At 69.9% G+C, this 24,619-nt stretch carries 23 protein-coding genes and 1 rRNA gene; 4 read left to right on the top strand and 20 right to left on the bottom strand.

Translation table 11 applies throughout. The annotated features are described in order from the left end of the window. Window positions 1–89 precede the first annotated feature (89 nt). From ACSMFO_RS32585 to xerD, 7 genes are all read right to left on the bottom strand, one after another. The gene (locus ACSMFO_RS32585) at window positions 90–1,958 is read right to left on the bottom strand and encodes a Xaa-Pro dipeptidyl-peptidase (RefSeq protein WP_436461713.1); all 1,869 of its coding nucleotides are present in this window, start codon (window positions 1,956–1,958) and stop codon (window positions 90–92) included. A gap of 93 nt (window positions 1,959–2,051) precedes the next feature. Next, window positions 2,052–2,804, bottom strand: a complete 753-nt coding sequence (locus tag ACSMFO_RS32580) for a pseudouridine synthase (RefSeq protein ID WP_005153474.1) — start codon at window positions 2,802–2,804, stop codon at window positions 2,052–2,054. After that, window positions 2,794–3,462, bottom strand: coding sequence for an SMC-Scp complex subunit ScpB (scpB, locus tag ACSMFO_RS32575; RefSeq protein WP_436461633.1), 669 nt, complete (start codon window positions 3,460–3,462; stop codon window positions 2,794–2,796). Before scpB ends, ACSMFO_RS32580 begins: the two co-directional genes overlap by 11 nt. Continuing rightward, entirely contained in the window at window positions 3,459–4,394 is a 936-nt protein-coding gene (locus tag ACSMFO_RS32570) for a segregation and condensation protein A (RefSeq protein WP_038511564.1), read from the bottom strand. The genes scpB and ACSMFO_RS32570 overlap by 4 nt, the downstream gene beginning before the upstream one ends. Beyond that, on the bottom strand, window positions 4,394–4,819 hold the full coding sequence (locus ACSMFO_RS32565; protein ID WP_436461632.1) for a cobyrinic acid a,c-diamide synthase: 426 nt from the start codon (window positions 4,817–4,819) through the stop codon (window positions 4,394–4,396). Before ACSMFO_RS32565 ends, ACSMFO_RS32570 begins: the two co-directional genes overlap by 1 nt. Continuing rightward, window positions 4,816–5,841: a ParA family protein gene (locus ACSMFO_RS32560; protein ID WP_038511561.1), complete on the bottom strand. Its 1,026-nt coding sequence runs from the start codon at window positions 5,839–5,841 to the stop codon at window positions 4,816–4,818. Before ACSMFO_RS32560 ends, ACSMFO_RS32565 begins: the two co-directional genes overlap by 4 nt. A gap of 92 nt (window positions 5,842–5,933) precedes the next feature. Then, complete coding sequence (gene xerD / locus ACSMFO_RS32555) at window positions 5,934–6,836, bottom strand: site-specific tyrosine recombinase XerD (RefSeq protein WP_037348132.1); 903 nt, start codon at window positions 6,834–6,836, stop codon at window positions 5,934–5,936. Between the two features lie 119 nt (window positions 6,837–6,955). Between xerD and ACSMFO_RS32550 the strand changes: the two genes are divergently transcribed. Then, window positions 6,956–7,441 (top strand): DUF1707 domain-containing protein, encoded by a 486-nt coding sequence (locus ACSMFO_RS32550; protein ID WP_038511555.1) that lies wholly within the window; start codon window positions 6,956–6,958, stop codon window positions 7,439–7,441. Window positions 7,442–7,551: 110 nt separating this feature from the next. Here ACSMFO_RS32550 and ACSMFO_RS32545 read toward each other — a convergent pair whose 3' ends face one another. After that, complete coding sequence (locus ACSMFO_RS32545) at window positions 7,552–8,178, bottom strand: NUDIX domain-containing protein (protein ID WP_240593128.1); 627 nt, start codon at window positions 8,176–8,178, stop codon at window positions 7,552–7,554. Next, window positions 8,175–9,875, bottom strand: coding sequence for a CTP synthase (locus ACSMFO_RS32540; protein WP_436461631.1), 1,701 nt, complete (start codon window positions 9,873–9,875; stop codon window positions 8,175–8,177). The genes ACSMFO_RS32545 and ACSMFO_RS32540 overlap by 4 nt, the downstream gene beginning before the upstream one ends. 88 nt (window positions 9,876–9,963) lie before the next feature. Here ACSMFO_RS32540 and aroA point away from each other — a divergent pair, with 88 nt between their 5' ends. Continuing rightward, window positions 9,964–11,250, top strand: a complete 1,287-nt coding sequence (aroA, locus tag ACSMFO_RS32535; RefSeq protein ID WP_436461630.1) for a 3-phosphoshikimate 1-carboxyvinyltransferase — start codon at window positions 9,964–9,966, stop codon at window positions 11,248–11,250. Here the strand turns inward: aroA and ACSMFO_RS32530 are convergent. Together ACSMFO_RS32530 and ACSMFO_RS32525 are read right to left on the bottom strand one after the other, a co-directional pair. After that, window positions 11,247–12,182, bottom strand: a complete 936-nt coding sequence (locus ACSMFO_RS32530; RefSeq protein ID WP_436461629.1) for an aminoglycoside phosphotransferase family protein — start codon at window positions 12,180–12,182, stop codon at window positions 11,247–11,249. The genes aroA and ACSMFO_RS32530 overlap by 4 nt on opposite strands. A 24-nt stretch (window positions 12,183–12,206) precedes the next feature. Further along, on the bottom strand, window positions 12,207–12,884 hold the full coding sequence (locus ACSMFO_RS32525) for a GntR family transcriptional regulator (RefSeq protein WP_038511546.1): 678 nt from the start codon (window positions 12,882–12,884) through the stop codon (window positions 12,207–12,209). Between the two features lie 148 nt (window positions 12,885–13,032). Between ACSMFO_RS32525 and ACSMFO_RS32520 the strand changes: the two genes are divergently transcribed. Continuing rightward, window positions 13,033–14,475: an NCS1 family nucleobase:cation symporter-1 gene (locus ACSMFO_RS32520; RefSeq protein WP_436461628.1), complete on the top strand. Its 1,443-nt coding sequence runs from the start codon at window positions 13,033–13,035 to the stop codon at window positions 14,473–14,475. Next, window positions 14,475–15,194, top strand: a complete 720-nt coding sequence (locus ACSMFO_RS32515; protein ID WP_436461627.1) for an aspartate/glutamate racemase family protein — start codon at window positions 14,475–14,477, stop codon at window positions 15,192–15,194. Before ACSMFO_RS32520 ends, ACSMFO_RS32515 begins: the two co-directional genes overlap by 1 nt. Before the next feature lie 238 nt (window positions 15,195–15,432). Here the strand turns inward: ACSMFO_RS32515 and ACSMFO_RS32510 are convergent, their stop codons facing one another. The 9 genes from ACSMFO_RS32510 to rrf all read right to left on the bottom strand — a co-directional run. Then, the gene (locus ACSMFO_RS32510; RefSeq protein ID WP_436461626.1) at window positions 15,433–16,380 is read right to left on the bottom strand and encodes a copper transporter; all 948 of its coding nucleotides are present in this window, start codon (window positions 16,378–16,380) and stop codon (window positions 15,433–15,435) included. Further along, the gene (gene steA, locus ACSMFO_RS32505; RefSeq protein ID WP_436461625.1) at window positions 16,377–17,561 is read right to left on the bottom strand and encodes a putative cytokinetic ring protein SteA; all 1,185 of its coding nucleotides are present in this window, start codon (window positions 17,559–17,561) and stop codon (window positions 16,377–16,379) included. The genes ACSMFO_RS32510 and steA overlap by 4 nt, the downstream gene beginning before the upstream one ends. Before the next feature lie 103 nt (window positions 17,562–17,664). Continuing rightward, window positions 17,665–19,461 (bottom strand): DNA repair protein RecN, encoded by a 1,797-nt coding sequence (gene recN, locus ACSMFO_RS32500; RefSeq protein ID WP_073844730.1) that lies wholly within the window; start codon window positions 19,459–19,461, stop codon window positions 17,665–17,667. 104 nt (window positions 19,462–19,565) lie between these two features. Further along, the gene (locus ACSMFO_RS32495; RefSeq protein WP_037303235.1) at window positions 19,566–20,477 is read right to left on the bottom strand and encodes an NAD kinase; all 912 of its coding nucleotides are present in this window, start codon (window positions 20,475–20,477) and stop codon (window positions 19,566–19,568) included. Then, window positions 20,474–21,289: a TlyA family RNA methyltransferase gene (locus tag ACSMFO_RS32490; protein ID WP_038511538.1), complete on the bottom strand. Its 816-nt coding sequence runs from the start codon at window positions 21,287–21,289 to the stop codon at window positions 20,474–20,476. The genes ACSMFO_RS32495 and ACSMFO_RS32490 overlap by 4 nt, the downstream gene beginning before the upstream one ends. Window positions 21,290–21,293: 4 nt before the next feature. Continuing rightward, entirely contained in the window at window positions 21,294–21,473 is a 180-nt protein-coding gene (locus ACSMFO_RS32485) for a hypothetical protein (RefSeq protein WP_038511536.1), read from the bottom strand. Window positions 21,474–21,549: 76 nt separating this feature from the next. Then, window positions 21,550–22,539, bottom strand: coding sequence for an HAD-IIA family hydrolase (locus tag ACSMFO_RS32480; protein ID WP_436461624.1), 990 nt, complete (start codon window positions 22,537–22,539; stop codon window positions 21,550–21,552). Next, complete coding sequence (locus ACSMFO_RS32475) at window positions 22,532–24,352, bottom strand: hypothetical protein (protein WP_436461623.1); 1,821 nt, start codon at window positions 24,350–24,352, stop codon at window positions 22,532–22,534. The genes ACSMFO_RS32480 and ACSMFO_RS32475 overlap by 8 nt, the downstream gene beginning before the upstream one ends. A 160-nt stretch (window positions 24,353–24,512) precedes the next feature. Then, window positions 24,513–24,619: ribosomal RNA gene (gene rrf / locus ACSMFO_RS32470) — 5S ribosomal RNA — on the bottom strand; the annotation flags it as partial.

Raw genomic sequence — 24,619 nt, 5'->3', positions numbered from 1 at the left:
GGCGCCTTACCCGCGTCCCATACGGTGAAAGTCCCCTTCAGCCACCCCGAGGCCAGAACCCATAAGACACGAGCTTCCGGCGCAGGACACTACCCGCGCTCAAGCCCCGAAACGGTGGCGGGAGCGATCTGCGCCGGAGCCACCGGGAGCGCCGCCGGCACCGCCGCCGGACCCGAGCCCGCGACGGGCAGCGCCAGCGAGGTCTTGCCCAGATCCACCGTGATCTTCGGGTACTGCGCCGGTCCCGAGATGAACGAGCCGTCCGTCCCGCCGATGATCAGCGCGAGCTGATGTCCCTGCGGGACGACGTGATCCGTGCTCGCCAGCCGGAACGTCATCGTGTACGGCTGCCCCGGCGTCAGCGGCGACTCCTGGCTCAGCGAACTGTGGTTGGCCAGATCCGCCCAGCCGCGGCTGATGATGTTCAACCCCACCGAGACCGCGTCGGTGCTCGTGTTCAGGTAGCACGCGTCGTTGCCCGAAGCGCTCGAACCCCAGCACGACTGGGTCAGCTCGTTCTTGATGCCTTCCTTCGGTCCGGTGTAGTTCCGGATGGTCGCCGGACCGTAGTCCACCAAGATCGCCGAGAGCCGCGCACTGGACGTCGACGGCGTCGCGGTCACAGTCACCTTCGCCGTTCCGGACACGTGAAGGTCCTTCGCCAGCGCGCCGGTGCTGAACAGCACTCGCCCGTTCGAAGTCTCCGTCGGCCTCGCGGCCCAGCTGTTCGAAGACTGACCGGAGGAGTCCGTGAACGACACCGTGCCCGTGCCAGGAGAGCTGCCGAGCGTGCCGACGCCCGGAGTGGTTCCGGACGCGGGGCGCAGAGTGACGGCGCTGCCCGCGGGCCACGCCGGCTGGTCCACCCAGACATCGGGCTCGCGTTCCACACTCGCGCCCGGGGTCTTCTCGATGCCGTTGTCCACACCGAGCAGGTAGTGGTCGAACCACTTGTGCAACGTGTCGACCCAAGCCGAGCGCCGGTAGTCGAACGGGTCGACGTGACCGGCCTGCGTCAGCCAGATCTTGCGCTCGACGTTCAGCGCTTCCCACCACTGCCCGAAGTTGATGGTCTTGACGTTGAGGTCGCCGAGACCGTGCGAAGCGAGCACGCTCGCCTTCACCTTCGAGGCGCTCTGCACGTAGTCCCGGTCGAGCCAGAACGCGTTGTAGTCGCCGTTCGCAGTCGCGCCCGCGGTGAGTTTGCGGTTGGCCGCGCTGCAGTTCTGTCCGCCGTTGCGCTGCGAAACGGTCTGCGCGAGCCCTGCCGGGCTGCCCTGGCGCAGGTTCGCGCCGTCGGAACGGTAGTAGTCGTACCAGGAACTGATCGCGCCGATCGGCACGATGGTCTTGAGCCCCTCGACACCGGTCGCGGCGACGCCGTTGGCCACCGTGCCGTCGTAGGACTTCCCGATCATGCCGACCGCACCCGTCGACCACGTCGCGTTCGTCCTCGCCGGACCGGTAGCCGTCGTGTAGCCGTTCGCCCGGCCGTTCAGCCAGTCGACCACCTTGCGCGCCGATTCGATGTCCGACGGCCCGCCGATGTCGGTGCACCCGCGGGATTTGTTGGTACCGGCCAGATCCACCAGGACCACGGCGTACCCGCGGGGGACGAAGAAGTTGTCGTAGTAGAGCGGGAACCCGACCGGCCTGCCCGCCGAATCGTAGGTCTTGAGCTCGCTCTCGTTGCCGCGTCCGCAGCACGAGTAGTACGGGCTCGCGTCCATGATGACCGGAACCTTCTTGCCCTGCGCCGCCGGTTCCTTCGGGCGGATGATGTCGGCGGCGACCCGGTCCGAACGGCCGTCGCCGTCCCCGTCGAGCCCGATGTCCACCCAGGCCGTCTCGCGGACGGCCTGGGCGAAGTCGTAGACCGGTTCGCTGCCCCGCGGTTTCGCCGCGGCCTGCGGTGCCGCGACCACGGCCGCGGCCACCGCCAAGATCCCTGCCAGCACAACTGTTTTCACGGTTGAGCCCTTCCCCGTCGGCTGAAAGCCCGTCAGGGAGAGCTAAACGCGGAGATCACTTGTGCAGTAGAGCGGAAAGTCTTACAGATCGACAGCGCGGTACAGCGAACCGACCTCGCCGCGGTTCAGCCGCCGGATCGAACCCGACCGCTGGGCACCGAGCTGGACGTCGCCGAGCGCGGTCCGGACCAGTTTGCGCACCGGGTGCCCGGTGGCCGCCATCAGCCGCCGCACGATGTGCTTGCGTCCCTCGTGGATGACCAGCTCGATCTGGGTGCGCCCGGCCAGCATGTCCTTCACGCGGAACTGGTCGACCTTGACGATGCCGTCCGGCAGCTCGAAACCCGCGCGCAGTTCCTTGCCGAGTCCGCGCGGGACGATGCCCTCGACCTCGGCGAAGTAGGTCTTCAGCACGCGGAACGACGGGTGCATCAGCCGATGCCCGAGGTCGCCGTCGTTCGTGAGGAGCAGCAGGCCTTCGGTGTTCTCGTCGAGCCTGCCGACGTGCACGATGCCGGGCGTCTCCTCGTACCGGCCACGCAGGTAGTCGCCGACGCACGGACGGCCGCGGTCGTCGCTCATCGTGCTGTGCACGCCCTTGGGCTTGTTCAGCAGGAGGTAGACGAGGTCCTCGCGGACCTGGACGCGGGTGCCGTCGACGTGGATCACGGAGTTGTCCGGATCGACCCGGCGGCCGAGTTCGGTGACCACCTTGCCGTCCACGCTCACGCGACCGCGCACGATCAGGTCCTCGGCCGCGCGCCGCGAGGCCACGCCCGCCTGCGAAAGGACCTTCTGCAGCCGAATGCCGTCGGGATGCGGGTCAGATGTCATCGATGGTGTCCACTTCGGGTAGCAACGGAGCGATGGGCGGAAGGTCGGCCAGGGACGACAGGCCCAGTCGCTCCAGGAACAGCTCGGTCGTCACGTACAGCGTGCCAGTGGTTTCGGGGTCGGTCCCCATCTCCTCGATCAGGCCGCGCGCCAGCAGCGTCCTGATCACCCCGTCCACGTTCACCCCTCGGACGGCGGCGACCCTGGCCCTGGTCACCGGCTGCCGATAGGCGATCACGGCGAGGCTCTCCAGTGCGGCTCGCGTCAGCTTGGAACGCTGGCCGTCGAGCAGAAGCTTCTCCACGAACGGGGCATAGACGTCCCTAGTGTAGAACCGCCACCCTTCGCCGACTCGGCGCAGGTCGATTCCGCTGGTTCGCTCGGTGAACTTCTGCGCCATCGTGCGCAGCGCCACGGTCACCCGCGACACCGGCTGCCCGACCGTCTCGGCGAGCGATTCCTCGCTGATCGGCGAGTCGACGACCAGGAGCAACGCCTCCAGCGCCGCTTCGAGCGCCTCGTCCGAGATGACGTCGGGATAGTCGCCGTCGCCGGCCGCGACGAGACCTTCGTCGGCGGGCGGCTCCGCTTCGGCGGCAGGAGTCTCCGCCTGGACGTCTTCGGTCGTCTCTGTCTCTTCGATGTTCTCCGGGCTCACCCGTACTCCTCGTCCTCGACGGCGGCGCGGTCCTGTTCGGCGGCCACCGACGCCTCCGCCACGGACCCACCGGTCCAGCGCACGTGCAGTTCGGCGAGCGCCTCCAGCTGTTCGAACTGGACCGAGGACTCCCGGTACAGCTCCAGCAGTGCGAGGAACCGCGCCACGATCTCGACGGTGTGCTCGCAGTCCTCGACCAGTTCGCCGAAGGTCGCTTCGCCTCGTTCCGCGAGCTTGAGCCGCAGCAGCGCGGCATGCTCGCGCACCGACACCCGGCCCATGTGGATATGCGCGATCGACACCGTCGGCGGCGGCTTCGGTTTGAAGACCGCGACCGCGATCTCGGAGAACTTCCCGACGTCGACGCCGAGCATCACCTCGGGCAGCAGCCCCATGAACCGGTCTTCGAGCGCGACCGACCGCGGATACCGCCGCAGCGCGCCGGCCTCCAGCTCGCCGAACAGCGCCGCGACCTGCTTGTACGCCCGATACTGCAGCACACGCGCGAACAGCAGGTCCCGTGCTTCGAGCAGGGCGAGGTCGTCTTCGCTCTCCACCTCGGCGGCGGGCAGCAGACGCGCCGCCTTGAGGTCGAGCAGGGTCGCCGCGATGACCAGGAACTCGGTCGTCTCGTCGAGGTTCCACTCCGTGCCGAGCGCACGGGTGTAGGCGATGAAATCGTCCGTGACCCGGTGCAACGCGACTTCGGTGACGTCGAGCTGGTGCTGCGAGATCAGCTGGAGCAGCAGATCGAAGGGGCCCTCGAAGTTCTCCAGGTGCACCTTGAACTTGGACGTGCTCAGCTCTTCGCTGGCCAGTCCTTCGGGGACCATCCCGCCGTGCACGGTCTCGTGCACGACGGGGGTCTCGTCTGCCTCTGTCCGCTCGACCGGCTCTGAGCCGCTGGGAGCAGCCGCGGCCGGGTCGTCCATCAGTTCTCGGTCTCTTTCCCGTCCTCGCTGCCCGCCCGCAGGCGTTGGACGAGGACCGAGTCCTCGCCCGCCGCGTCGAAGTCGGCCAGCAGCACGGCCACCGCCTCGCGGACCAGCCTGCCGCGATCGAGCACGAGACCGTGCTTCGCCCGGAGGTTCAGCCTGGCCTGCTCCATCGCCAGCAGTTCGTCGCCGGAGACGTAGACGGTGATCTTCGCGTCGTGCTTGGTCCGCCCGGAACCGCTGCGCGCGGCACGGGTCAGCTGATCCTTGTGCGCGTGCCCCGGCTCGTTCCCGGATCCGTTCCCGTTGCCGTTCCCCTTCGCGGGGGCGGGCTGTTCGGGCGCGGGCGGGAGATCGAGGGCGGGGCTGGAGGTGATCCTGAAGAGTTCGGACGCTCCGGGCAGGGAAGCTCGCCTGCTCACCGAGCGATCACCTCGCGTGCCAGCGCGCGATAAGCCGCCGCGCCCGCTGATTTGGGAGCCCAGGTCGTGATCGGCTCGCCCGCGACCGTCGTCTCGGGGAACCGCACGGTGCGGTTGATCACCGTGTCGAACACGGTGTCGCCGAATGCCTCCACCACTCTCGCCATGACCTCCTTCGAGTGCAGGGTTCTCGGGTCGTACATGGTGGCGAGAATCCCGGTGATGTCCAGTTTGGGGTTGAGGCGTTCCTGCACCTTCTCGATGGTGTCGATCAGGAGCGCTACGCCTCGCAGACTGAAGAACTCGCACTCCAGCGGGATGATCACACCGTCCGCGGCGGTCAGTGCGTTCACCGTCAGCAGGCCTAGCGAGGGCTGGCAGTCGACAAGAACATAGTCGTAGTCGTTCATGACCGGACGAAGGACCCGTAACAAAGTGTGTTCGCGTCCCACCTCTGCGACCAACTGGACCTCGGCCGCGGACAGGTCGATGTTGCTCGGCAGCAGGTCGACGCCGTCCACCCGGGTCTTCCGGATGACGTCGGTGATGCTGACCGACCGCTCCATGATGACGTTGTAGACCGTCTGGTCCAGCTCGTGCGGCTGAATGCCGAGGCCGACCGAGAGCGCGCCCTGCGGATCGAAGTCGACCAGCAGCACCCGGCGGCCGCATTCGGCCAGCGCCGCGCCGAGGTTGATGGTCGAGGTGGTCTTGCCGACGCCGCCCTTCTGGTTGCACATGGCCATCACCAGTGCGGGGCCGTGCCGGTCCAGCGGCGGCGGGTCGGGGATCTCGCGATACGGACGGCCGGTGGGCCCGATGCCGTCCTTGTCGCGTTCTTGCTGCTTGACGTCTTTGGCTTCTTTGGCGCGCTTGGCCTTGCGGCCGCGGGAAGAGATCGTGTCCTCCGACGGTTCGTCGCCGTCGTGTTCGGCGGGGGTTGCGATGGTCACCTGGCTGAGGCTCGCGGCAGCCGAACCGGCGGACGCGGACGGCTTCGCCGGCTCGTTCGGTGTCGACATAACGCGAAAGCTCCTCTTCGGCAGGATCCTCGGCAGCCTATGCGCGATTCGGGAGTCGAGCCAACGAGGCACGCCGGGATCGACCGGGTCGATTAGCCGAGCGCGCGGGGATGTGCTGTCGCGTAAACCTCGCGGAGCGTGTTGACCGTGACCAGCGTGTACACCTGGGTGGTGGTCACGGAAGCGTGGCCGAGCAGTTCCTGCACGACGCGGACGTCTGCGCCGCCTTCGAGCAGATGCGTGGCGAAGGAATGGCGCAACGTGTGCGGCGAAACGCCCGCCGTGATCCCGGCGGATTCCGCGGTGTCCTTGAGAACCTGCCACGCGCTCTGCCGGGAAAGCCTGGAGCCGCGGGCGTTCAGGAACATCGCCGGCGTCCCCCGGCCATGGGTGGCGAGGGCGGGCCGCGCGCGGACGAGGTACGCGTGCACCGCTTCCAGCGCGGGACGGCCGATCGGCACGATGCGCTGTTTGCCGCCCTTTCCGTCGAGCAGCACGGTCCGTTCGGCGTCGTCGATGTCGTCGACGTCGAGCCCGACGGCCTCGGAGATCCGCGCGCCGGTGGAGTAGAGCAGTTCCAGCAGCGCCCGGTCCCTCAGCGGCCGTTCGCCCTCGGGCGGTGGGGTTTCCAGCAGCTTCAGCACGTCGCCGACCGGCAGCGCCTTGGGCAGCCGTTTGGCCGCGGCGGGCGGGCGGACCTCACGGGCCGGGTCGTTCTCGGTGATGCCGTCCGCGTGCGCGAACTTGTGCAACCCCCGCACCGCGACCAGCGCGCGGGCCGCCGAGGACGCGGCCAGCGGCCGATGCTCTTCGTCGCCCTCGCGCAGCGCCGCGCCGAACGAGGTGATGTGCGCGGAGGTGACGTCGGCGAAGCGCTCGACGTCCGCGTCGCCGAGGTACGCGGTGTACCGGCGCAGGTCACGGGAGTAGCTGTCGAGGGTGTTCCTCGCGGTTCCGCGCTCGACCACCAGATGGTCGAGGTAAGCGGCGACCACCTGGGCGACTCCGCTACCGCCGGCCCGTGACACACGGACACTCTAGGACCACCCGCGACCCGATCGGGGGTTCGCCGCGCGTACCGCGCCGCGGGTGTGAAACGGGCTACCTTGGGAGCATGTCGCAGCAACCGGACCCGGAGGAGATGCGCGTCGGCACGGCCGAGCGCGAAGAGGCCGCGCGGCTGCTCGGCGACCATTACAGCCAGGGCAGGCTCACCCCGGACGAGTACGAGGGCCGCGTCCTCGCCGCGTATGAGGCCGTGACGCTCGGCGAACTCCGGCCGCTGTTCCAGGATCTGCCCGCGCCGCTCCCGAAGTACCTGGCGCCGCGGTTCGACCCGCCGCCGTTCGTGCCCGTGTATCAGCGGCCCGCCGCGGTCCTGCCCTACTCGCCGAAGTCGAAGATCGCCGCCGGGGTGCTGCAGATCGTGCTGCCGTTCGGGATCGGGCGGTTCTACACCGGCCACATCGGTCTCGCCCTCGGCCAGCTGGCGGTCGTGCTGGTCACCTGCGGCATCGGGGTGGTCTGGCCGATGGTCGACGGGATCGTGCTGCTGGCGAACGGCGGCACGGACGCGCAGGGCCGCCGTCTCCGCGACTGAGCCCCTGCCCCGGGAGTCCTTCACACCCACCCAAGTACATGAAGGCCCCCTTCACTGCGTCTAGCGCAACGAAGGGGGCCTTCATGTACTTCAAAGGCCAATCACGAGCGTCAAAGGCCGCGCGAAGCGAACTTCGTCGGCCTGTCCTCCCAAGGAGCGTCCGAAGGCCGCGACGAGGCCGCCCCCGAAAGCACCGCGTGCGCGGCGAGCACGCCACCGACGGTCGCCCCGTTCACCAGCTCGCCCGCCAGCGCCATCCGGACCGCCTCGGCGAGCGGGAACTTCCGCATGACGAGGTCGGCCTCCTCCTCGCCGAGCATCTCCCTGTCCACTTCGGACAGTTCGCGGGCGAGGTAGACGCGGACGACCTCGTCGGTGAAGCCGGGCGACGCCGCGACGTCGACCAAGGTCTCCCAGCGCTCGGCGCTGAGCCCGACCTCCTCGACCAGTTCGCGTTTGGCCGCGCCGACGGGGTCCTCCCCCGCCTTGTCGATCAGCCCGGCGGGCAGTTCCCACAGCCGCCGCCCGATCGGGTGGCGGTACTGGTGGATCAGCGTCACCGCGCCGTCCGCGTCCAGCGCGACGACGGCGACCGCGCCGAGGTGCTCGACGACCTCGCGGCGGGCGGTGCCGCCGCCGGGCATCACGACCTCGTCGACCCGCAGCCCCACGACACGTCCGATGTGGACGTCCCTTGTGGACGCGACGGTGAACTCGTGCTTGCCTGGCTCGGTCACCGGGCTCCCGTCTGAGCCGTCTCGGGCAGCTCGACCGGCAGCCGCTCGGCGACCTTGCGGTCCACGACGGCCTTCACGAACGCGCTGAACAGCGGGTGCGGCCGGGTCGGGCGGCTCTTGAGCTCCGGGTGCGCCTGGGTGCCGACGAAGAACGGGTGCTTGTCGGCGGGCAGCTCCACGAATTCGACCAGGCGGTCGTCGGGCGAGGTACCCGAGAACACCAGACCGGCGTCGGAAAGGCGCTTGCGGTAGGCGTTGTTGACCTCGTAGCGGTGACGGTGCCGCTCGGAGACCTCGGTGCTGCCGTACGCCTTCGCGACCTGCGAGCCCGGCTTGAGCTTCGCGACGTAGGCGCCCAGACGCATCGTGCCGCCCATGTCGCGCTCACCCGCGACGACGTCGCGCTGGTCGGCCATCGTCGAGATGACCGGGTTCGGGCCGTCCTCGAACTCGGCCGAGTTCGCGTCCTTGATACCCGCCAGGTTCCGCGCCGCGTCGATCACCATGCACTGCAGGCCGAGACACAGGCCCAGCAGCGGCAGCCCGTGGGTGCGGGCGTAGGCGATGGCGCCGACCTTGCCCTCGATACCGCGGACGCCGAAACCGCCCGGCACCAGCACACCGTCCACATCGGACAGTGCCGCGGCCGCACCGGCCGGGGTCTCGCAGGAGTCCGAGGGGACCCACTCGATCTGGACCTTGGCGCGGTGGGCGAACCCGCCCGCGCGCAGCGCCTCGGTGACCGACAGGTACGCGTCCGGCAGGTCGATGTACTTGCCGACGAGCGCGACCCGCACCGTCTCCGACGGGTTGTGCACGCGGTCGAGCAGGTCGCCCCACACGGTCCAGTCGACGTCGCGGAACGGCAGCCCGAGACGGCGCACCACGTAGGCGTCGAGCGCCTCACGGTGCAGCACCTTCGGGATGTCGTAGATCGACGGCGCGTCGGGGCAGGCGATGACGGCTTCGGTGTCGACGTCGCACATCAGGCCGATCTTGCGCTTGAGGTCCTCGGGCAGCTCCCGGTCGGCGCGGCAGACGAGCGCGTCGGGCTGGATGCCGATGTTGCGCAGCGCGGCGACCGAATGCTGGGTCGGCTTGGTCTTGAGCTCACCCGACGGGGCGAGGTACGGGACCAGCGAGACGTGGAGGAAGAAGCACTGGTCGCGGCCGACGTCGTGGCGGACCTGACGGCAGGCCTCCAGGAACGGCAGCGACTCGATGTCGCCCACGGTGCCGCCGACCTCGGTGATCACGACGTCCGGGCTGTTCCCGTCCTCGTCGGCGCCCGCCGCGGCGGTGATCCTCGCCTTGATCTCGTCGGTGATGTGCGGGATGACCTGCACGGTGTCGCCGAGGTACTCACCGCGGCGCTCCTTGGCGATCACCTCGGAGTACACCTGCCCGGTGGTGACGTTCGCCTTGCCGTCGAGAGCCCGGTCGAGAAAACGCTCGTAGTGCCCGATGTCCAGATCGGTTTCGGCGCCGTCGTCGGTGACGAACACCTCACCGTGCTGGAACGGGTTCATCGTGCCCGGATCGACGTTGAGGTACGGATCCAGCTTCTGCATCGTGACCCGGAGCCCACGTGCGGTAAGGAGCTGACCCAGGCTGGAAGCCGTGAGTCCCTTACCCAGAGAGGAGGCAACGCCTCCGGTGACAAAGACATACTTGGTAGCCCGCGACTGAAGTCCCACGGGCTTCCACCTTATCGCACGCCCGCCGTAGCGCTCATCGGCCACGCCGCAAGCGTCCGATGGAGTGGAAAACCGCTACCCTCGCGGCGTGACAGACGCGCACGACACCTGGACCGCACCGGTCGCGGAAGGCCCGCTCGACGCGGACATCCGCGTCCCCGGTTCGAAGTCGATCACCAACCGGGCCTACGTCCTCGCCGCGCTCGCCAGCGCGCCGACGCGGGTGCGGACCCCGCTCGACTCCCGGGACGCGCGCCTCATGCTCGGCGCCATCTACGCCCTCGGCGCCCACTCGCAGGGCAGCATCGGCGGCTACCTCGTGCATCCGCTCGGCCCCGGCCGCGTCCATCCCGACGAGACCGTCCGGGTGGAACTCGGCAACGCGGGCACGGTCGCCCGGTTCACCCCAGCGCTCGCCGCGCTGGGTACCGGCCCGGCGCTGTTCGACGGCGACGAGGCCATCCGCCGCCGTCCGATCGGGCCGCTGCTGAAGGCGCTGCGCGACCTCGGCGCCCGTATCGACGACGACCGCCGCGAGGCGCCGCCCTTCACCGTCCACGGTGAAGGCGGTCTGCGGGGCGGCAGGGTCGATCTGGACTCCTCGGCGTCGAGCCAGTTCCTGTCCGCGCTGCTGCTCGCCGGGCCGTCGTTCCAGCAGGGTGTCACCGTGCGCCTCGTGGGCGGCCAGGTGCCGAGCGAACCGCATATCGCGATGACGGTCGAGATGCTGCGCCGGTTCGGGGCCACTGTGGACCGCGAGGGCACCGAGTTCCACGTCGCCCCGACACGGCTCTCCTGCCCCGAGTACATCGTCGAGCCGGACCTCTCGACGGCGGCGCCGTTCGTCGCCGCCGCGGTGGCGACCGGCGGCACGGTGCGGATCGCGGGCTGGCCGCAGCGGACGACTCAGCCCGGTGACTGGCTACGCAGCCTGCTTCCCCTCCTAGGCGCGACCGTCGAACTCGACGAGGGCGGCCTGACGGTCACTGGCAGCGGCGCGATCCCCGGCGTCGAACTGGATCTGCACGACGTCGGCGAGCTCACGCCGGTGATCGCGGCGCTGCTGTGCCTCGCCGAGGGACCGTCGGTCATCTCCGGGGTGGCGCATCTGCGCGGTCACGAGACCGACCGGTTAACGGCGCTCGCCACCGAACTGTCGTCGCTCGGCGCCGACGTCCGCGAAACCGAGGACGGTCTGCGGATCACGCCGGCGCCGCTGCACGGCGGGAAGTTCCACACCTACGACGATCACCGGCTGGTGATGGCGGCCGCGGTACTCGGCCTGAAGGTCGAGGGCGTGGAGGTGGAGAACCCGGGGACGGTCGGGAAGACCTTCCCCGGATTCGCCGATGCCTGGACCTCGATGCTCGGCTAAGCGAGCCCTCCGGCAAAGGGGGTGCTCCGCCACTGGTCGATCATCGGTTTCATGCCGTCGACCAGCATCGGCAGCTCGGGCGCCATCGACAAGCAGGCGACCACCTGAAGCAGGCCCAGCCCCTCGAAGGTCCGCAGCACGTCTTCGTCGACCTCGCGCAGACCGAGTTCGACGGCGGCGGCGTTGTAGGCCGCGATGCCTTCGGGGCCGTTGAAGGCGAGGTCGCGTTCGATCGGGCCGCGGTTGACCAGTTCGAAGTCGGAGTACAGCTCGCCTTCGGTGGTGACGATCAGGTTGTAGCCCGGCGAGTCGCCGTGGACCGGTTGCACGGTGGCGTTCGGGAACGCCTTGGCGAAGGCCTCCTCCGATTCCAGCAGCGGCCGGAAGACCTCCCATTCGCGGCGCGCGCGGTCGAGGTCGCCCGCGTCGAGCAGGTCAGGCCTGCCTTCGAGCTGCGCGAGACCGTCGGGGATGAACGGGTCGAGCCCGTTCAGGAACGCGAGCTCGCCGGGATAGTCGCGGAGCGTCGCGTGCAGTTTCGCGACGAGCTCGGCCGAGCGCTCCACGGCGAGGTTGGCGTCCTCGACGAACTCGATCAGTTCCCAGAAGGTCATCGAGAAACCGTCGCGCTGAACCGGTTCCGCAGGCGCGAGCGGGCTCGGCTTGACGACCGGAAGCCCCTTCTCGCCGAGCCAGCCGGCGACGGCGAGCTCACGCCGCTGATCGGTCAGCTGCGTCTCCGGTGTCGTCGTGCGCGGCAGCACGGCCGGCACCCGCACGACGACCGGCGAAGGCGCCAGCCGCACGATGACGGAGAAAACGTCGTACAGGACCTCGGGTTCGGTGGCGGTGATACCCAGGTCGCGTCCCGCGGAGACCGCGGCGGCCACCGCCCGCGCGGTGCGGGCGGCCCGTTGTTCGTCGGTGATCATGTCCGCGAGTCTGACATGTCCGATTCAGCCCGCGGAGCGTTCTCCGCCATCCTCGGGGAACAGCGTCTTCAACGTCACTTCGCGGTTGACCCGCACATGCTCGACGGCATGGGCCCGCGCGCGGTCGGCGTCACCCGAAGCGATCGCGTCGTAGAGGCGGCGGTGCTCGTCGAGCAGTTCGCCCCAGTGTTCGTTCTGGCTGGTCAGCCAGCGCAGCCTGCCCTCGAGCGGCCGGAGGATCTCGTGCAGGAGGCCGTTGCCCGCGAGCGCGACGATCTGGTCGTGAAAGCGGGTGTTGAGCTGGGTGATCCGGGCCGGGTCGCCGCTCTCGGTCGCGCGGGCGGCGTCGGTGAGCAGCCGTTCGAGCGCGCGAAGCTCGGCCTTGCCCGCCCGTTCGGCGGCCAGCCCGGCGGCGAGTCCTTCGAGCGCCTCACGGACGTCGAAGAGCTCCTCGACGTCGGCCTTGGCCAGCTGACGCACGACGATCCGGCGGGGCGACTGGACGGCGAGGAATCCTTCGGCCTCCAGGCTGCGGATGGCTTCGCGCACCGGCACGCGCGAGACGCCGAGATCCTCGGCGAGTTCGCGTTCGACCAGCCTGTCCCCCGGCTTCAGCCGTCCGGCGAGGATACGTTCACGCAGCTCGTCGCGGACCCGTTGCCGGGTCGCGGCCAGCGGCTGACGCTGTCCTTCCTCGGCCACCTGACCCCCCTCTTCAACACCGCCGTAACAGCTCGTAACCCGAGTTTATCGGCAGAAACCTTGACGACGGGCCACCGCGGGGTGATATTTGGGATGCCAAATTTTGGGATACCAAATCGACCGGACTCCCCGTCGATCGGAGGCCCGCATGACCGCCGCCCCAGCAACCCGGTCCGAAGCGCCTACCACCGAGAACGCCGATCCCCGGCTCTGGAACGAAGATCTCGCGCCGGCGAAAGAACGCCGCTGGAAGGTCTACGACATCTTCGCGCTGTGGATGTCGGACGTGCACAACCTCGGCAACTACACCTTCGCGGCGGGCCTGTTCGTCCTCGGGCTCTCGGCGTGGCAGGTGTTCACCGCCCTGCTGACCGGTTTCGTGCTCATCTACTTCGGCATGAACCTCATGGGCCGGATCGGCCAGAAGACGGGCGTCCCCTTCCCCGTCGTCGCCCGCATCAGCTTCGGTACCTTCGGCGCGAACCTGCCCGCGCTGATCCGCGCGATCATCGCGATCTTCTGGTACGGCATCCAGACCTATCTCGCGTCCGTGGCCATCACGCTGCTCGTGCTCGCGATCGATCCGGGGCTGAAACCGTTGACAGAGGTGGGCTTCCTCGGTCTGCACGCGCTCGGCTGGATCTGCTTCATCGCGCTGTGGCTCGCGCAGGCTCTCGTGCTCACCCGCGGCATGGAGGCCGTGCGCAAGTTCCAGGACTGGTGCGGTCCGGGTATCTGGGTGGTGATGATCGCGCTCGCCGGGTGGGTGCTGGCCGCCGCCGACTGGAACATCTCGTTGACCAGCAACCCGAAGGCACTGTCCACAGGGGAGCAAGTACGGCAATGGTTCGGCGCCGTGGGCCTGATCCTGTCCATCTACGGCACGCTGATGCTCAACTTCTGTGACTTCTCCCGGTTCGCCCCGAACCAGAAAACGGTGCGGCGCGGGAACTTCTGGGGTCTGCCGATCAACTCGACGGCGTTCGCCCTGCTGTCGGTACTGGTGACCGCCGGCAGTCTGCAGGTGTTCGGTGAGGCCATCACCGACCCCGCCGAACTGCTGGCCCGCATCGACAACACGCCTGTGCTGATCATCGGCGCGCTGACCTTCGCGATCGCCACCATGGGCGTGAACATCGTCGCGAACTTCGTCTCCCCCGCCTACGACCTGGCCAACATCTGGCCGAAACGGATCACCTTCACCGTCGGCGGGATGATCAGCGCGGTCGCGGCGTTGTGCGTGCTGCCGTGGAAGCTGTACTCCTCGCCCGCGGTGGTCAACTACTTCCTCGGCGGCCTCGGGGCCTTCCTCGGCCCGCTGTTCGGCATCATGATCGTGGACTACTACCTGGTGAAACGCGGCCGGATCGACGTGGACAAGCTGTTCGTGACCGGACCCGATTCGCCGTACCACTACAAACGCGGGTTCAACCCGCGGGCGATGGTCACCTTCCTGCCCACGGCGGCGCTGTCCGCGATCATCGCGCTGATGCCGTTCTTCGCCCCCGCCGCGCCGTACTCGTGGTTCATCGGCACCGCTTCCGCCGCGGCCCTCTACTTCGTGGTGTCACGCAAGCAGCGGGTCGCGTGATGCGGATCCTGGTCACCAACTGCAACACCACCGAGGCGATGACCAAGGAGATCGAGGCGGGCGCCCGCGCCGCCGCGAGTCCCGGCACCGAGATCCTGGCCAGAACACCGCTGTGGGGCCCGGAATCCGCCGAAGGCTGGCTGGACAGCTTCCTGAGCGCCGCGGCCGTCCTCGACCTACTCAACGGGCTGGACGAGCCCTTCGACGCGCTCGTGATGGCCGGTTTCGGCGAGCACGGACGGGAAGGCGCCAGGGAACTGCTCGACGTCCCGGTCGTCGACATCACCGAGGCCGCCGCGCATCTGGCCTGTCTGCTGGGAAGACGCTACGGCGTCGTGACCACATTGGACCGGACGTGCGGGCTCATCGAGGACAGCCTGCATGCCGCGGGCGTCGCGCAGAACTGTGTCGGCGTCCTCGGTGCGGGGCTCGGCGTGCTCGAACTGACCGACGAACGCCGGACGGAATCGGCTTTGCTGACCGCCGGACGGCTCGCCCGCGACGCGGGGGCGGAGGTCCTGGTCCTCGGCTGCGCCGGGATGACCGGCCTCGATCGCCGCATCTCGGCGATGCTGGACATCCCGGTGATCGACGGCGTCGCCGCCGCCGTCCGCCTGGCGGAATCCCTTGTCGCTCTCGACCTCAAGACCAGCCGGGCCGGTTCCTACGCACGCCCGCTCCCGAAAACCCGCCTCTGGCCCCGCATTGCCGAGGGGTGACGCGAGGGTGGCGTGCCTCGCCGCCAAGGCGTGTCGCGAAAGCCACTTTCGCGACGTCTGATGTCCCGAAAGTGGCTTTCGCGACACGGTTGTCCGGGCGAACCCGTCCCACCGAGCCGGGCCGCCAGCGCCGGGAATGAAGGGAGCTTTCCCCGCATCCGATGTGATGAAAGACCCCTTCACCACAGCGGGCACTTCGCCCGGGTACCGCATCCAGAGGACGAAATGCGAAAGGGGGTCAGTTGCCGGCGGCGGCGATCCCGGGGGCGGGAGCCTGGGCGTTGCCCGCGATGCCGTAGCGCCCGGCGCCGCCTTCGAGCTGCTCCCGCAGCGCCATGATCGTGGTGACCCGGCCAGCCGCGGTCTCCGCGTTGTCCACAGTGGACAGGATGGAGGTCGACGAGGTGTCGGCACGCACGACGCCGATCGCACCGGTGCCGTCGGCGGATCCCGCGTCGCCCGCCAGGACGGTGCCCGCACCGGAACGGTCGAGCTGCGCGGCGAACCGCGCGATGGTCGAGGCGCGGTCACCGGCGCCGTCACCGGTGTACTTGGAGCCGGTGAGCACGATCGCGAGCTGGGCGGGCTTCACGTCCCCGCCGGTCTTGAGGAAACCGCCGTCGGTGAGCCCGCCGAGCGCGGCCGCCAGCTCCACCGGGGTGGACTGCGGCTGCGCGTTGTCCTTGTTCAGCAACGCCACGGAGCCGATCAGCGCGCCGGCGAGGGTGCCCGGGTCGCCCGCGGTCGGGAACTGGACACCGGCCGGCTGCAGACGCGACACGACGTCACGCAACTGATCCGACCGCATCGGGTCGGAGAACGCCTCGGTCAGCTGGATCTCACCGGTGACCGAGGCACCGGCCTGACCCACGAGCTGCTTGAGCGCGTCGCGGTCCGCGGGCTTCGCGTCCTCGGTGGTCACCAGCACCACCGAACGCTTGTCCAGCTGCCCCGCGACGACCTTCGGCCCCATCACGCCGGCGAACGCGTCCGCGTCGCCGAGCCTGGCGTTGAGCGAATTGCGCTGTGCCTCCAGATCCGCGACCTGGGAACCCAGATCCTCCTTCTGGCTGGCGAGACCCGAAAGCAGGGAACCGTTCAGCGCCGTCGACCCGAGCACCACGCCGATGGCGAGCGCCAGGAAGCAGGCGGCGATGGAAACGATGTGGTACCGCAGTGAAATCACGTGAAGAGTCCCTTGCCCCAGGCGATGAACGAGTTCCAGGTGTCGCGGATCCAGTCGAGGTACACCGAACCCACATCGGACACCAGCAGCGCGGCCGCGACGGCCACCAAGGCCGCGACGACCAGCAGGACGATGGCGCCGATGGACACCCGGCTGCGGTGCAGGGTCGCGACCGCCTTGCCGTCGACCAGTTTCGTGCCGAGTTTGAGCCTGGTGAGGAACGTCGACGGATTCGACCCGGACCGGCCGTGGTCGAGGAATTCCCGCAGTGTCGCCTGGAATCCGACGGTGACCACCAGGCTCGCCTCGTGCGCGTCGGCCAGCAGCAACGCCAGATCCTCGGCGTTGCCCGTCGCGGGGAAGGTGACCGCGCCGATCCCGAGGTCCTGGATGCGCTCGACCCCCGGCGCGTGCCCGTCCGGCTGCGCCGGGACCACGACCTCGCCACCGCTGCGCAACGTCTCGGCGCCGATCCCGTGCGGGTCACCGACGATGACGTCCGGCTGATAACCCTGCGCGCGCAAGGTGTCGGCCCCGGCGTCGACCCCGATCAGCACCGGCCGGTGCTCGGAGATGTACTTCTTCAGCTTCTTGAGGTCTTCGGCGTGCCCGTTGCCGCCCGCGACCACCAGGGCGTGCCGATCCCGCAGCGGGACACGGATCTCCGGGACGCCGACGCCGTCCAGGATGAGGCTGCGTTCCCGGCGGAGGAATTCGATCGTGTTCGCGGAGAACGCCTCGAGCTGGGTGGACATCCCGGCCTTGGCCTCGATCATCTGGTCCGCGACGCTTTCCCGCGTCTGCTGGACACCCGAGCCGAGCTGCCGCTCTCCGATGTAGACGACGCCCTCGTGCAGACGGAGTTTCGTGCCGTCCTTGACCTTGCGCAGCAGTTCGCCGCCGACCGAATCGACCAGCGGGATCCCGGCCTCGAGCAGGATCTCCGGGCCCAGGTTGGGGAACCGGCCGGAGATCGACGGCGAGGCGTTCACCACCGCCGCGACTTCGGCCTCCACCAAGGCATCGGCCGTCGACCGGTCGAGGTCGAGCTGGTCGAGAACGACGATGTCGCCAGGGCTCAGCCGGCGGAGCAGCTCACGCGTACGCCTGTCGACCCTGGCGACGCCGGTGATCCCGGGGAGGGTCTCTTGGTTACGCGAGAGCAAGCCGGTGAGCTTCATGCGACCGATAGTGACAAATCCGCGCGGGCTTCCGTGTCCGCCACGCCGATGGAAACACGCCGATTAACCCACACCGGATCGGGCTACCCGGTCGCGACAGGCACTACTTCGCCTTCTTCCGCTTCCCACCGCGACGGGCTTTGGGCTTGTCCGGCGCGCTCTTGTCGGCCTCGGCGACGGCGAGCAGTTCTTCCGCGTGCGCCCGGCCGGTTTCGGTGCTTTCCATCCCGGCGAGCATGCGCGCGAGCTCGACGACGCGCTCCGACTGTTCGAGCACGCGCACCCCGCTGCGGGTCACTCCGCCGCTGGTGCCCTTGTCCACGACCAGATGCTGATCGGCGAACGCGGCCACCTGCGGCAGGTGCGTGACCACCAGGACCTGGTGGCTGCGCGCCAGCCGCGCGAGCCGCCTGCCGATCTCGACCGCCGCGCGGCCGCCGACCCCGGCGTCGACCTCGTCGAACACCAGTGTCTGCACGGTGTCCGCGTGCGCGAGGACGACCTCGATCGCCAGCATCACGCGGGAAAGCTCACCGCCGGAAGCGGCCTTGTGCACCGGGAGCGGCGGGGCGCCGTTGTGCGCCCGCAGCAGCAACTCGACGTCGTCGACGCCGTCCGGCCCGGCGTGCACGAGCCTGCCGCCGACCTTCACGGCGTGCGCGTCGCTCTCGTCGACGGTGCGCCGCTCGACGGTGATCTCGATCTCGGCCTGTCCCATGGCGAGCCCGGACATCTCGGCGGTGATCGCCTCGGCCAGCTCGGCGGCGGCCTCGACGCGCGCCTCCGACAGCGTGAGGGCGTGTTCGGCCAGCGTGACGGCGAGTTCGTCGCGGCGCTTGGCCAGTTCGGCCAGCGCCTCCTCGGAGGTGTCCATCGTGGACATCCGGCGACGGGCGTCGTCGGCCCAGGCGAGTACGCCGTCCACGTCCGCCGCGTATTTGCGGGTGAGCCGCTTCAGATCGGCCTGGCGCGCGAGCACCTTCTCCAGCAACGCGGGATCGGCGTCGAGCGTTTCGAGGTAGCTGCCCAGCTCGGCGCCCACTTCGGACAACAGCACCGAGGCCTCGTCCAGCCGGGGACCGAGCTCACGCAGGACGGCGTCCTCGGAGCCGGTCAGGTGGCGGCTCGCCTCACCGATCAGCCCGACCGCGCCGGGCGCGTCCGGGTCGCCGTCGGGCGAACCCGAGACGGCGGCCTGCGCGGCGCTCGCCGCGGACCGCAGTTCGTCGACCGCGGCGAGCCGCTTGATCTGCTCGGTGAGCTCGGTGTCCTCGCCGGGTTCCGGCGCGACGGCGTCGATCTCGGTGAGCCCGTGGCGCAACAGGTCGGCCTGCTGGGCCATCTCGCGTGAGCGGGTGGAGCGCTCGGTCAGTTCGGCGACGACGGCGAGCCATTCGTCCCGGACCGCGCGGTACTGCTCGAGCGGCTCGGTGACGGCCTCACCGGCGAACCGGTCGATCACCGCGCGCTGCTCGGCGGGCCGCAGCAGCCGCAGCTGATCGTTCTGCCCGTGGACCGCGATCAGCTGCTCGGACAGATCGGCCAGCACACCGACCGGCACCGAACGGCCGCCGAGGTGGGCACGGGACCGGCCGTCGACCGAGACCGCGCGCAGCGCGATGACGCTGCCGTCCTCGTCGACCTCCGCCCCGGCGTCGGTGACGATCCGGGTGGCGCCCTCGGCACCGCCCAGTTCGAATCGGCCTTCCACGAAGGCCTTCAGCATTCCCGTCCGCACCTTGGACACTTCGGCTCGGCCGCCGGAGAGCAGGTGCAACCCGCTGACGACCATCGTCTTGCCCGCACCCGTCTCACCGGTGACCACGGTGAAGCCCGCGTGCAGTTCCAGCAGGGCGTCCTCGATGACTCCGAGGCCCTGGATGCGCATCTCGGCCAGCACGACGCCCACCGTAGCGGCCCACCCCGACCATTCCCGCACCCGGCACGTCATGAAAGGGCCGTTCAAGACGGAAATTGTCCTGAACGGCCCTTTCATGACATCCGTCAGCGGGCGTGTCGCTCCCGCCAGCCCTTGATCGGCAACGAGAACTTGTGCACCAGCCGGTCGGTGAACGGGCCTTCCCACAACCGGATCAGCCGCACCGGCACCCGGCCGCAGGTGACCCGCACGGCCGCGCCGGCGGGAAGATCGAAGGTCCGCGATCCGTCGCAGGTCAGGACCGCGGGCGAACCGTCGGGATCGATGGCGACGGTGATCTCCGAGTCCCGCGAGACGACCAGCGGCCGCGAGAACATCGCGTGCGCGTTGCTCGGGACCACCAGCAGGGCCTGGACGTCCGGCCAGATGATCGGCCCGCCCGCGGAGAACGCGTATGCCGTCGAGCCGGTCGGGGTGGCGCACAGGACGCCGTCACAGCCGAAGGAGGACACGGGCCTTCCGTCGACCTCGATGAGCGCGTCCAGCACCCGCTCGCGCGAGCTCTTCTCGACACTGGCCTCGTTGAGCGCCCACGTGTTGACGGTCTCTTCACCGTCGACGGTGACGACGACGTCGACGGTCATCCGCTCTTCGACCTGGTAGTCGCCGTCGACGGCCCGCTGGACGGTGTCCGCGAGCTTGTCCGAATCGGCCTCGGCCAGGAAACCGACGCGGCCGAGGTTCACGCCGAGCACCGGGACGCCGTTCGGCCTGGCCAGTTCCGCGGCCCGCAGCAGCGTGCCGTCCCCGCCGAGCACGAACACCAGCTCGGTACCGGCGGCCGGATCCTGTTCCGGCGCCATGACCGTGCAGGGCGCGCCGATCCCGCCGTCCGCCTCCAGCATCTCGCGGACGTCCTCGTCGAGTACCCGCAGCCGCACACCGGCCTTGGCGAACCGGGCCGACACCTCGCGTGCGGCGTCCCGGGTCGCGTCCCGGTCCGGGTGCACGACGAGCAGCACCTCGCGATCGCTCATTGGGGTCCCTCCAGGACTGCGGTCCGGACGAGCCGCTCGGCGTCGGTGCCGGCGGTCTCCCCCGCCCCGCGGGTAAGCCAGACGAAGTATTCGACGTTCCCCGACGGCCCGGGAAGCGGGCTCGCGACGACGCCGCGCAGGCTCAAGTCCAGCTTCTCGGCCTCGGCGAGCACGGCGAGCACCGATTCGGCCCGCAGCTCCGGGTCACGGACGACGCCGCCGCTGCCGAGCCGGTCCTTGCCGACCTCGAACTGCGGTTTCACCATCGGCACCAGATCCGCGCCGTCCCGCGCGCAGGCGGCCAGCGCGGGCAGCACGAGTTTGAGCGAGATGAACGAGAGGTCCCCGACCACGAGGTCGACCTGCCCGCCGAGGTCTTCCGGGGTCAGGTTGCGGACGTTCGTCTTGTCGAGGACGACCACACGGTCGTCGGTGCGCAGCCGCCAGTCCAGCAGGCCGCGGCCGACGTCGGCCGCGATCACGGTGGCGGCGCCGTTGCGCAGCAGGACGTCGGTGAAGCCGCCGGTCGAGGCGCCCGCGTCGAGGCAGCGCTTTCCTTCGGTGGAAAGACCTTGCGGGGTGAAGGCTTCAAGCGCGCCGAGGAGTTTGTGCGCGCCGCGGGAGGCCCAGCCGGGGTCGTCACCGTCGCGCACCACGATCGGCGCGCCGGACTCGACCCCGGTCGCGGGTTTGGTGGCCACCATCCCGCGCACGGTGACCTTGCCCTCGGCGATCAGCGCCGACGCCTGCTCCCGGGACCGGGCGAGACCCCGCCGGACGAGCTCCGCGTCCAGGCGGGCGCGTTTGGGCACGCGGTCAGACCTTGTCGATGGTGGACAGCGCCACCGTCAGCTCGGTGTGCACGGCCTCGAAACGGTCGACGTGCTCCGAAAGCGGAAGCGCCGCGAGGTCGTCGAGACCCGCCACGGCTTCGTCGATCCCGGCTCGGGGATCCGTGTCCTGCTGCGCGAACTGGTCCGGCGGCGGTCCCGGCACCGGCGGCGGGCCGGGAACCGGGGGTCGCGGAACGGGATGGAAGTGGTCTTGCACCCCACCAAGTTAGCAGCGCTGGTCAGCCGAGGCGCAGCTCGCCGAGCGCGGCGCGGGCGGTGTCGCCCACACCACGGACCTCGGTTATCCCCGACTCCCAGGCCGCCGCGCACAACGCGCGCAGCAGGTCGAGGGAGTCGCCTTCACCGTCGGCTTCGAGCACGTCACCCTGTGCGGTGACGTGCCAGCCTTCCTTGGGCCCGATCTCGAGCAGCTCCGCCCGGCTGCTCAGCCCGGACAGGTCCGCCGCGAGGTAGCGCGGACGCTCCTGGTGCCTCGCCGCGATGAGAGACGCCGCGTCGGCGACGCCGGTCAGGACGCAGAGCGCGTCGATCCCGGCCGCGACCGCGCCCTCGATGTCCGTGTCCAGGCGGTCTCCCACGACGAGGGCACGCTCCGCGCCCGCGTCCCGTGCCGCCGTCGTGAACAGTCCCGGCGCCGGCTTGCCCGCCACCAGCGGTTCGGCGCCGGTGGCATGGCGCAACGCGGCCACCATCGAGCCGTTGCCCGGCAGTAGGCCGCGTTCGCTCGGCAGAGTGGCGTCGACGTTGGTCGCCACCCAGAGCGCGCCCGCGCGGATGGCGAGGCACGCCTCCGCGAGAGCGGCCCAAGTGTTCTCCGGGGAATGCCCCTGAACCACGGCGGCCACGTCCGGACCGGCTTCCCGGACCGTCTTGAGGCCGACGGACTCGACCTGGGCGGCCAGCGAGTCCGTGCCCACGACGAGGACCACCGCGCCCTGAGGCAGCCGCTCACCCAACAGGGCGGCGGCGGCCTGAGAGCTCGTGTGGACCTCTTCGGGGGTGGCGGGCAGTCCGAGTGCCTCCAGGTGCGCGGAGACCTCCGCGGGCGCCTTGGAGGCGTTGTTGGTCACCCACCGGACGGCCGTGCCGTGGTCCCGGAGCGCCCGAAGCGCTTCCGGTGCGCCCGGGACCACCTTGCTGCCGTGGTAGACCGTGCCGTCGAGGTCGAACAGGACCGCGTCGTACCCGGCCGACAGGGCGTCAGCCATTCGTGAGCTCCGCGGCGCGCTCGGCGGCGTCGGTCTCGTCCTCCTCGTCGGCCTCTGCCGCGTTCAGGAACCAGCGGATCGCCTCGTCCTTGCGGTCGGCCGCGGCGAGGTTGTCGGCGTAGGCGTAGAACAGCCGGGCGCTCCACGGGTCGCGCTTCTCCGCCTTGAGGTCGTCGCTCTGCAGGGAGACGACGGCCGCGTCCAGCTGACCGAGGTCGCGCCGGGCACCGGCGGCGACGATCGCGAGCTCGATCTGGGTCGCCTTGGACAGACGCTCCTTGTCGACCTCCTTCGCGAGGTCGAGCGCCCGCTCCGGGCGGCCGATGGCACGCTCGGCGTCAGCGATGATCGCGATGTGGTCGTCGGTGCGGGTCATCCGGCGGACGGCCCGCAGCTCCGACAGCGCCTCGGACCAGTTGCCCGCGTGGTAGGCGACCAGGCCGAGCGCCTCACGGACGATCGGGACCCGCGACGCCTTGGCCTTCGCGTACTTGGCGTGCTCCATGGCGGCTTCGGGGTCTTCGTCGACGAGGCCGCCGGCCGCTACGAGGTGCTTTCCGACGGTCTCCGCGAGCGCCTTGGGCAGGGTGCGGAGCTCCCGGCGGACCTCTTCGTCCAGATCGGAGAACTCGATGCCCTCGGGCAGTTCCGGAGCCTCGAGCAGCTCACGCGCCAAGGTCTCGTCGTCGACCGGCCTGTCGTCGGTGCGCGGCGAGGAACGGAAGTCCTTGCGGCCCTCGGAACGGTCACGCTGGGGACGGTCGTCGCGCTTGCGCTCGAACCGGCCTTCGCCGCCGCGGGAGTCGTACCGCTTCTCCGGCCGGTCGCCGGAGGGGCGACGGTCTCCGCGGTTGTCGCGGTCGCCGTAGGACTTGCGCTCGTAGCCACCACCGCTGGGACGACGGTCACCCGAGGACGAGCCCGAGCCGCGCCGGTCGCCGTTGTACCCGCCGGAACGGGAACCGCCGCGATCGTCACGGTCGCGATAGGACGGACGACGGTCGTCGCCGCCTCGGCTGTCGCGGCTGTCGCGGTCGCCATAGGACTTGCCCTGGGGGCGTCCTTCGTAGCGGTTGCCGGAGGGACGGTCGTCGGACCGGCCGCGGTTGTCCGAGCCGTAGCCGGAACGGGCCGGGCGGCTGTCGGAACGCTTCTCGTAGCGGCCCTCGGAACGGTTGTCCGAGCGGCTGTCCGAACGGTTGTCGTAGCGACGCTCGGGACGGCTGTCGGACGAGCGGTAGCCGCCGCGGTCCTCGCCTCCCCGGTTGTCCGAGCGGTACCCGCCACGGTCGCTGCCGCCCCGGTATCCACCACGGTCGCCGCCGCGGTTGTCCCGGCTGTCGCGGTTGTCGGACCGGTAGCCGCCACGGTCGCTCCCGCCACTACGGCTGTCCGAGCGGTAGCCGCCACGACTGTCGCCGCCGCGGTAGCCGCCCCGGCTGTCCCGGCTGTCCCGGCCGCCGGACCGGTCGTCACGACGGTCGCCGCCACCGGGGCCACGACGGTCGTCGTTGTTGTAGCGAGAGCGGTTCTCGTCACGGCCCTGGCCGCCGAACCGGCCGCCGGAGCGCTGGTCGCGGGAGCCTTCGCCGCTGCGCGCGGGATAGCTGCCGGAACCGCGGGCACCGCGGTCGTCACGACGAGGGCGGCCCTGGTAGCCGCCATCGCGGCCTCCTCGGTCCTGCCTGCCGCCGGCGGAACCGCGCCGGTCACCTCGCTGCGCGTCAGACCGGCCTCCGCGGGGACTGTCGTCCCGGCGACCCGACCGGCCGGACGCGCCATCATCTGAGTCACGTCGACCGAACTCGGACACCTGGCCTCCTGCCACTATTGAAAAGTTTCGACATACGCCCACCACGAGGCGGGCCAACGGACCATTCTAGTCCGTGCCTGGACATGAAAAGAGACAGGGCCCTGACCGGGGAGAACCTGTTGGGGTTCTCGACCCTGGTCAGGACCCTGTCCTGAAGTTAGTCCGGCGGTGTCCTACTCTCCCACAACCCTTCGGTTGCAGTACCATCGGCGCTGTCAGGCTTAGCTTCCGGGTTCGGAATGGGACCGGGCGTTTCCCTGACGCTAT

The sequence above is a fragment of the Amycolatopsis sp. w19 genome, from assembly GCF_051373225.1.
In the GTDB taxonomy this organism is placed as follows: domain Bacteria; phylum Actinomycetota; class Actinomycetes; order Mycobacteriales; family Pseudonocardiaceae; genus Amycolatopsis; species Amycolatopsis japonica.
This window is presented reverse-complemented; position numbering and strand designations above follow the sequence as displayed.

Coding starts and splice junctions, on each gene's coding strand:
- ACSMFO_RS32530 (WP_436461629.1), bottom strand. CDS start 12,182: ATGATCACCGACGAACAACGGGCCGCCCGCACCGCGCGGGCGGTGGCC.
- steA (WP_436461625.1), bottom strand. CDS start 17,561: ATGAAGCTCACCGGCTTGCTCTCGCGTAACCAAGAGACCCTCCCCGGG.
- ACSMFO_RS32495 (WP_037303235.1), bottom strand. CDS start 20,477: ATGAGCGATCGCGAGGTGCTGCTCGTCGTGCACCCGGACCGGGACGCG.
- ACSMFO_RS32560 (WP_038511561.1), bottom strand. CDS start 5,841: ATGTCGACACCGAACGAGCCGGCGAAGCCGTCCGCGTCCGCCGGTTCG.
- ACSMFO_RS32480 (WP_436461624.1), bottom strand. CDS start 22,539: ATGGCTGACGCCCTGTCGGCCGGGTACGACGCGGTCCTGTTCGACCTC.
- ACSMFO_RS32520 (WP_436461628.1), top strand. CDS start 13,033: ATGACCGCCGCCCCAGCAACCCGGTCCGAAGCGCCTACCACCGAGAAC.
- ACSMFO_RS32580 (WP_005153474.1), bottom strand. CDS start 2,804: ATGACATCTGACCCGCATCCCGACGGCATTCGGCTGCAGAAGGTCCTT.
- ACSMFO_RS32550 (WP_038511555.1), top strand. CDS start 6,956: ATGTCGCAGCAACCGGACCCGGAGGAGATGCGCGTCGGCACGGCCGAG.
- ACSMFO_RS32570 (WP_038511564.1), bottom strand. CDS start 4,394: ATGGACGACCCGGCCGCGGCTGCTCCCAGCGGCTCAGAGCCGGTCGAG.
- ACSMFO_RS32515 (WP_436461627.1), top strand. CDS start 14,475: ATGCGGATCCTGGTCACCAACTGCAACACCACCGAGGCGATGACCAAG.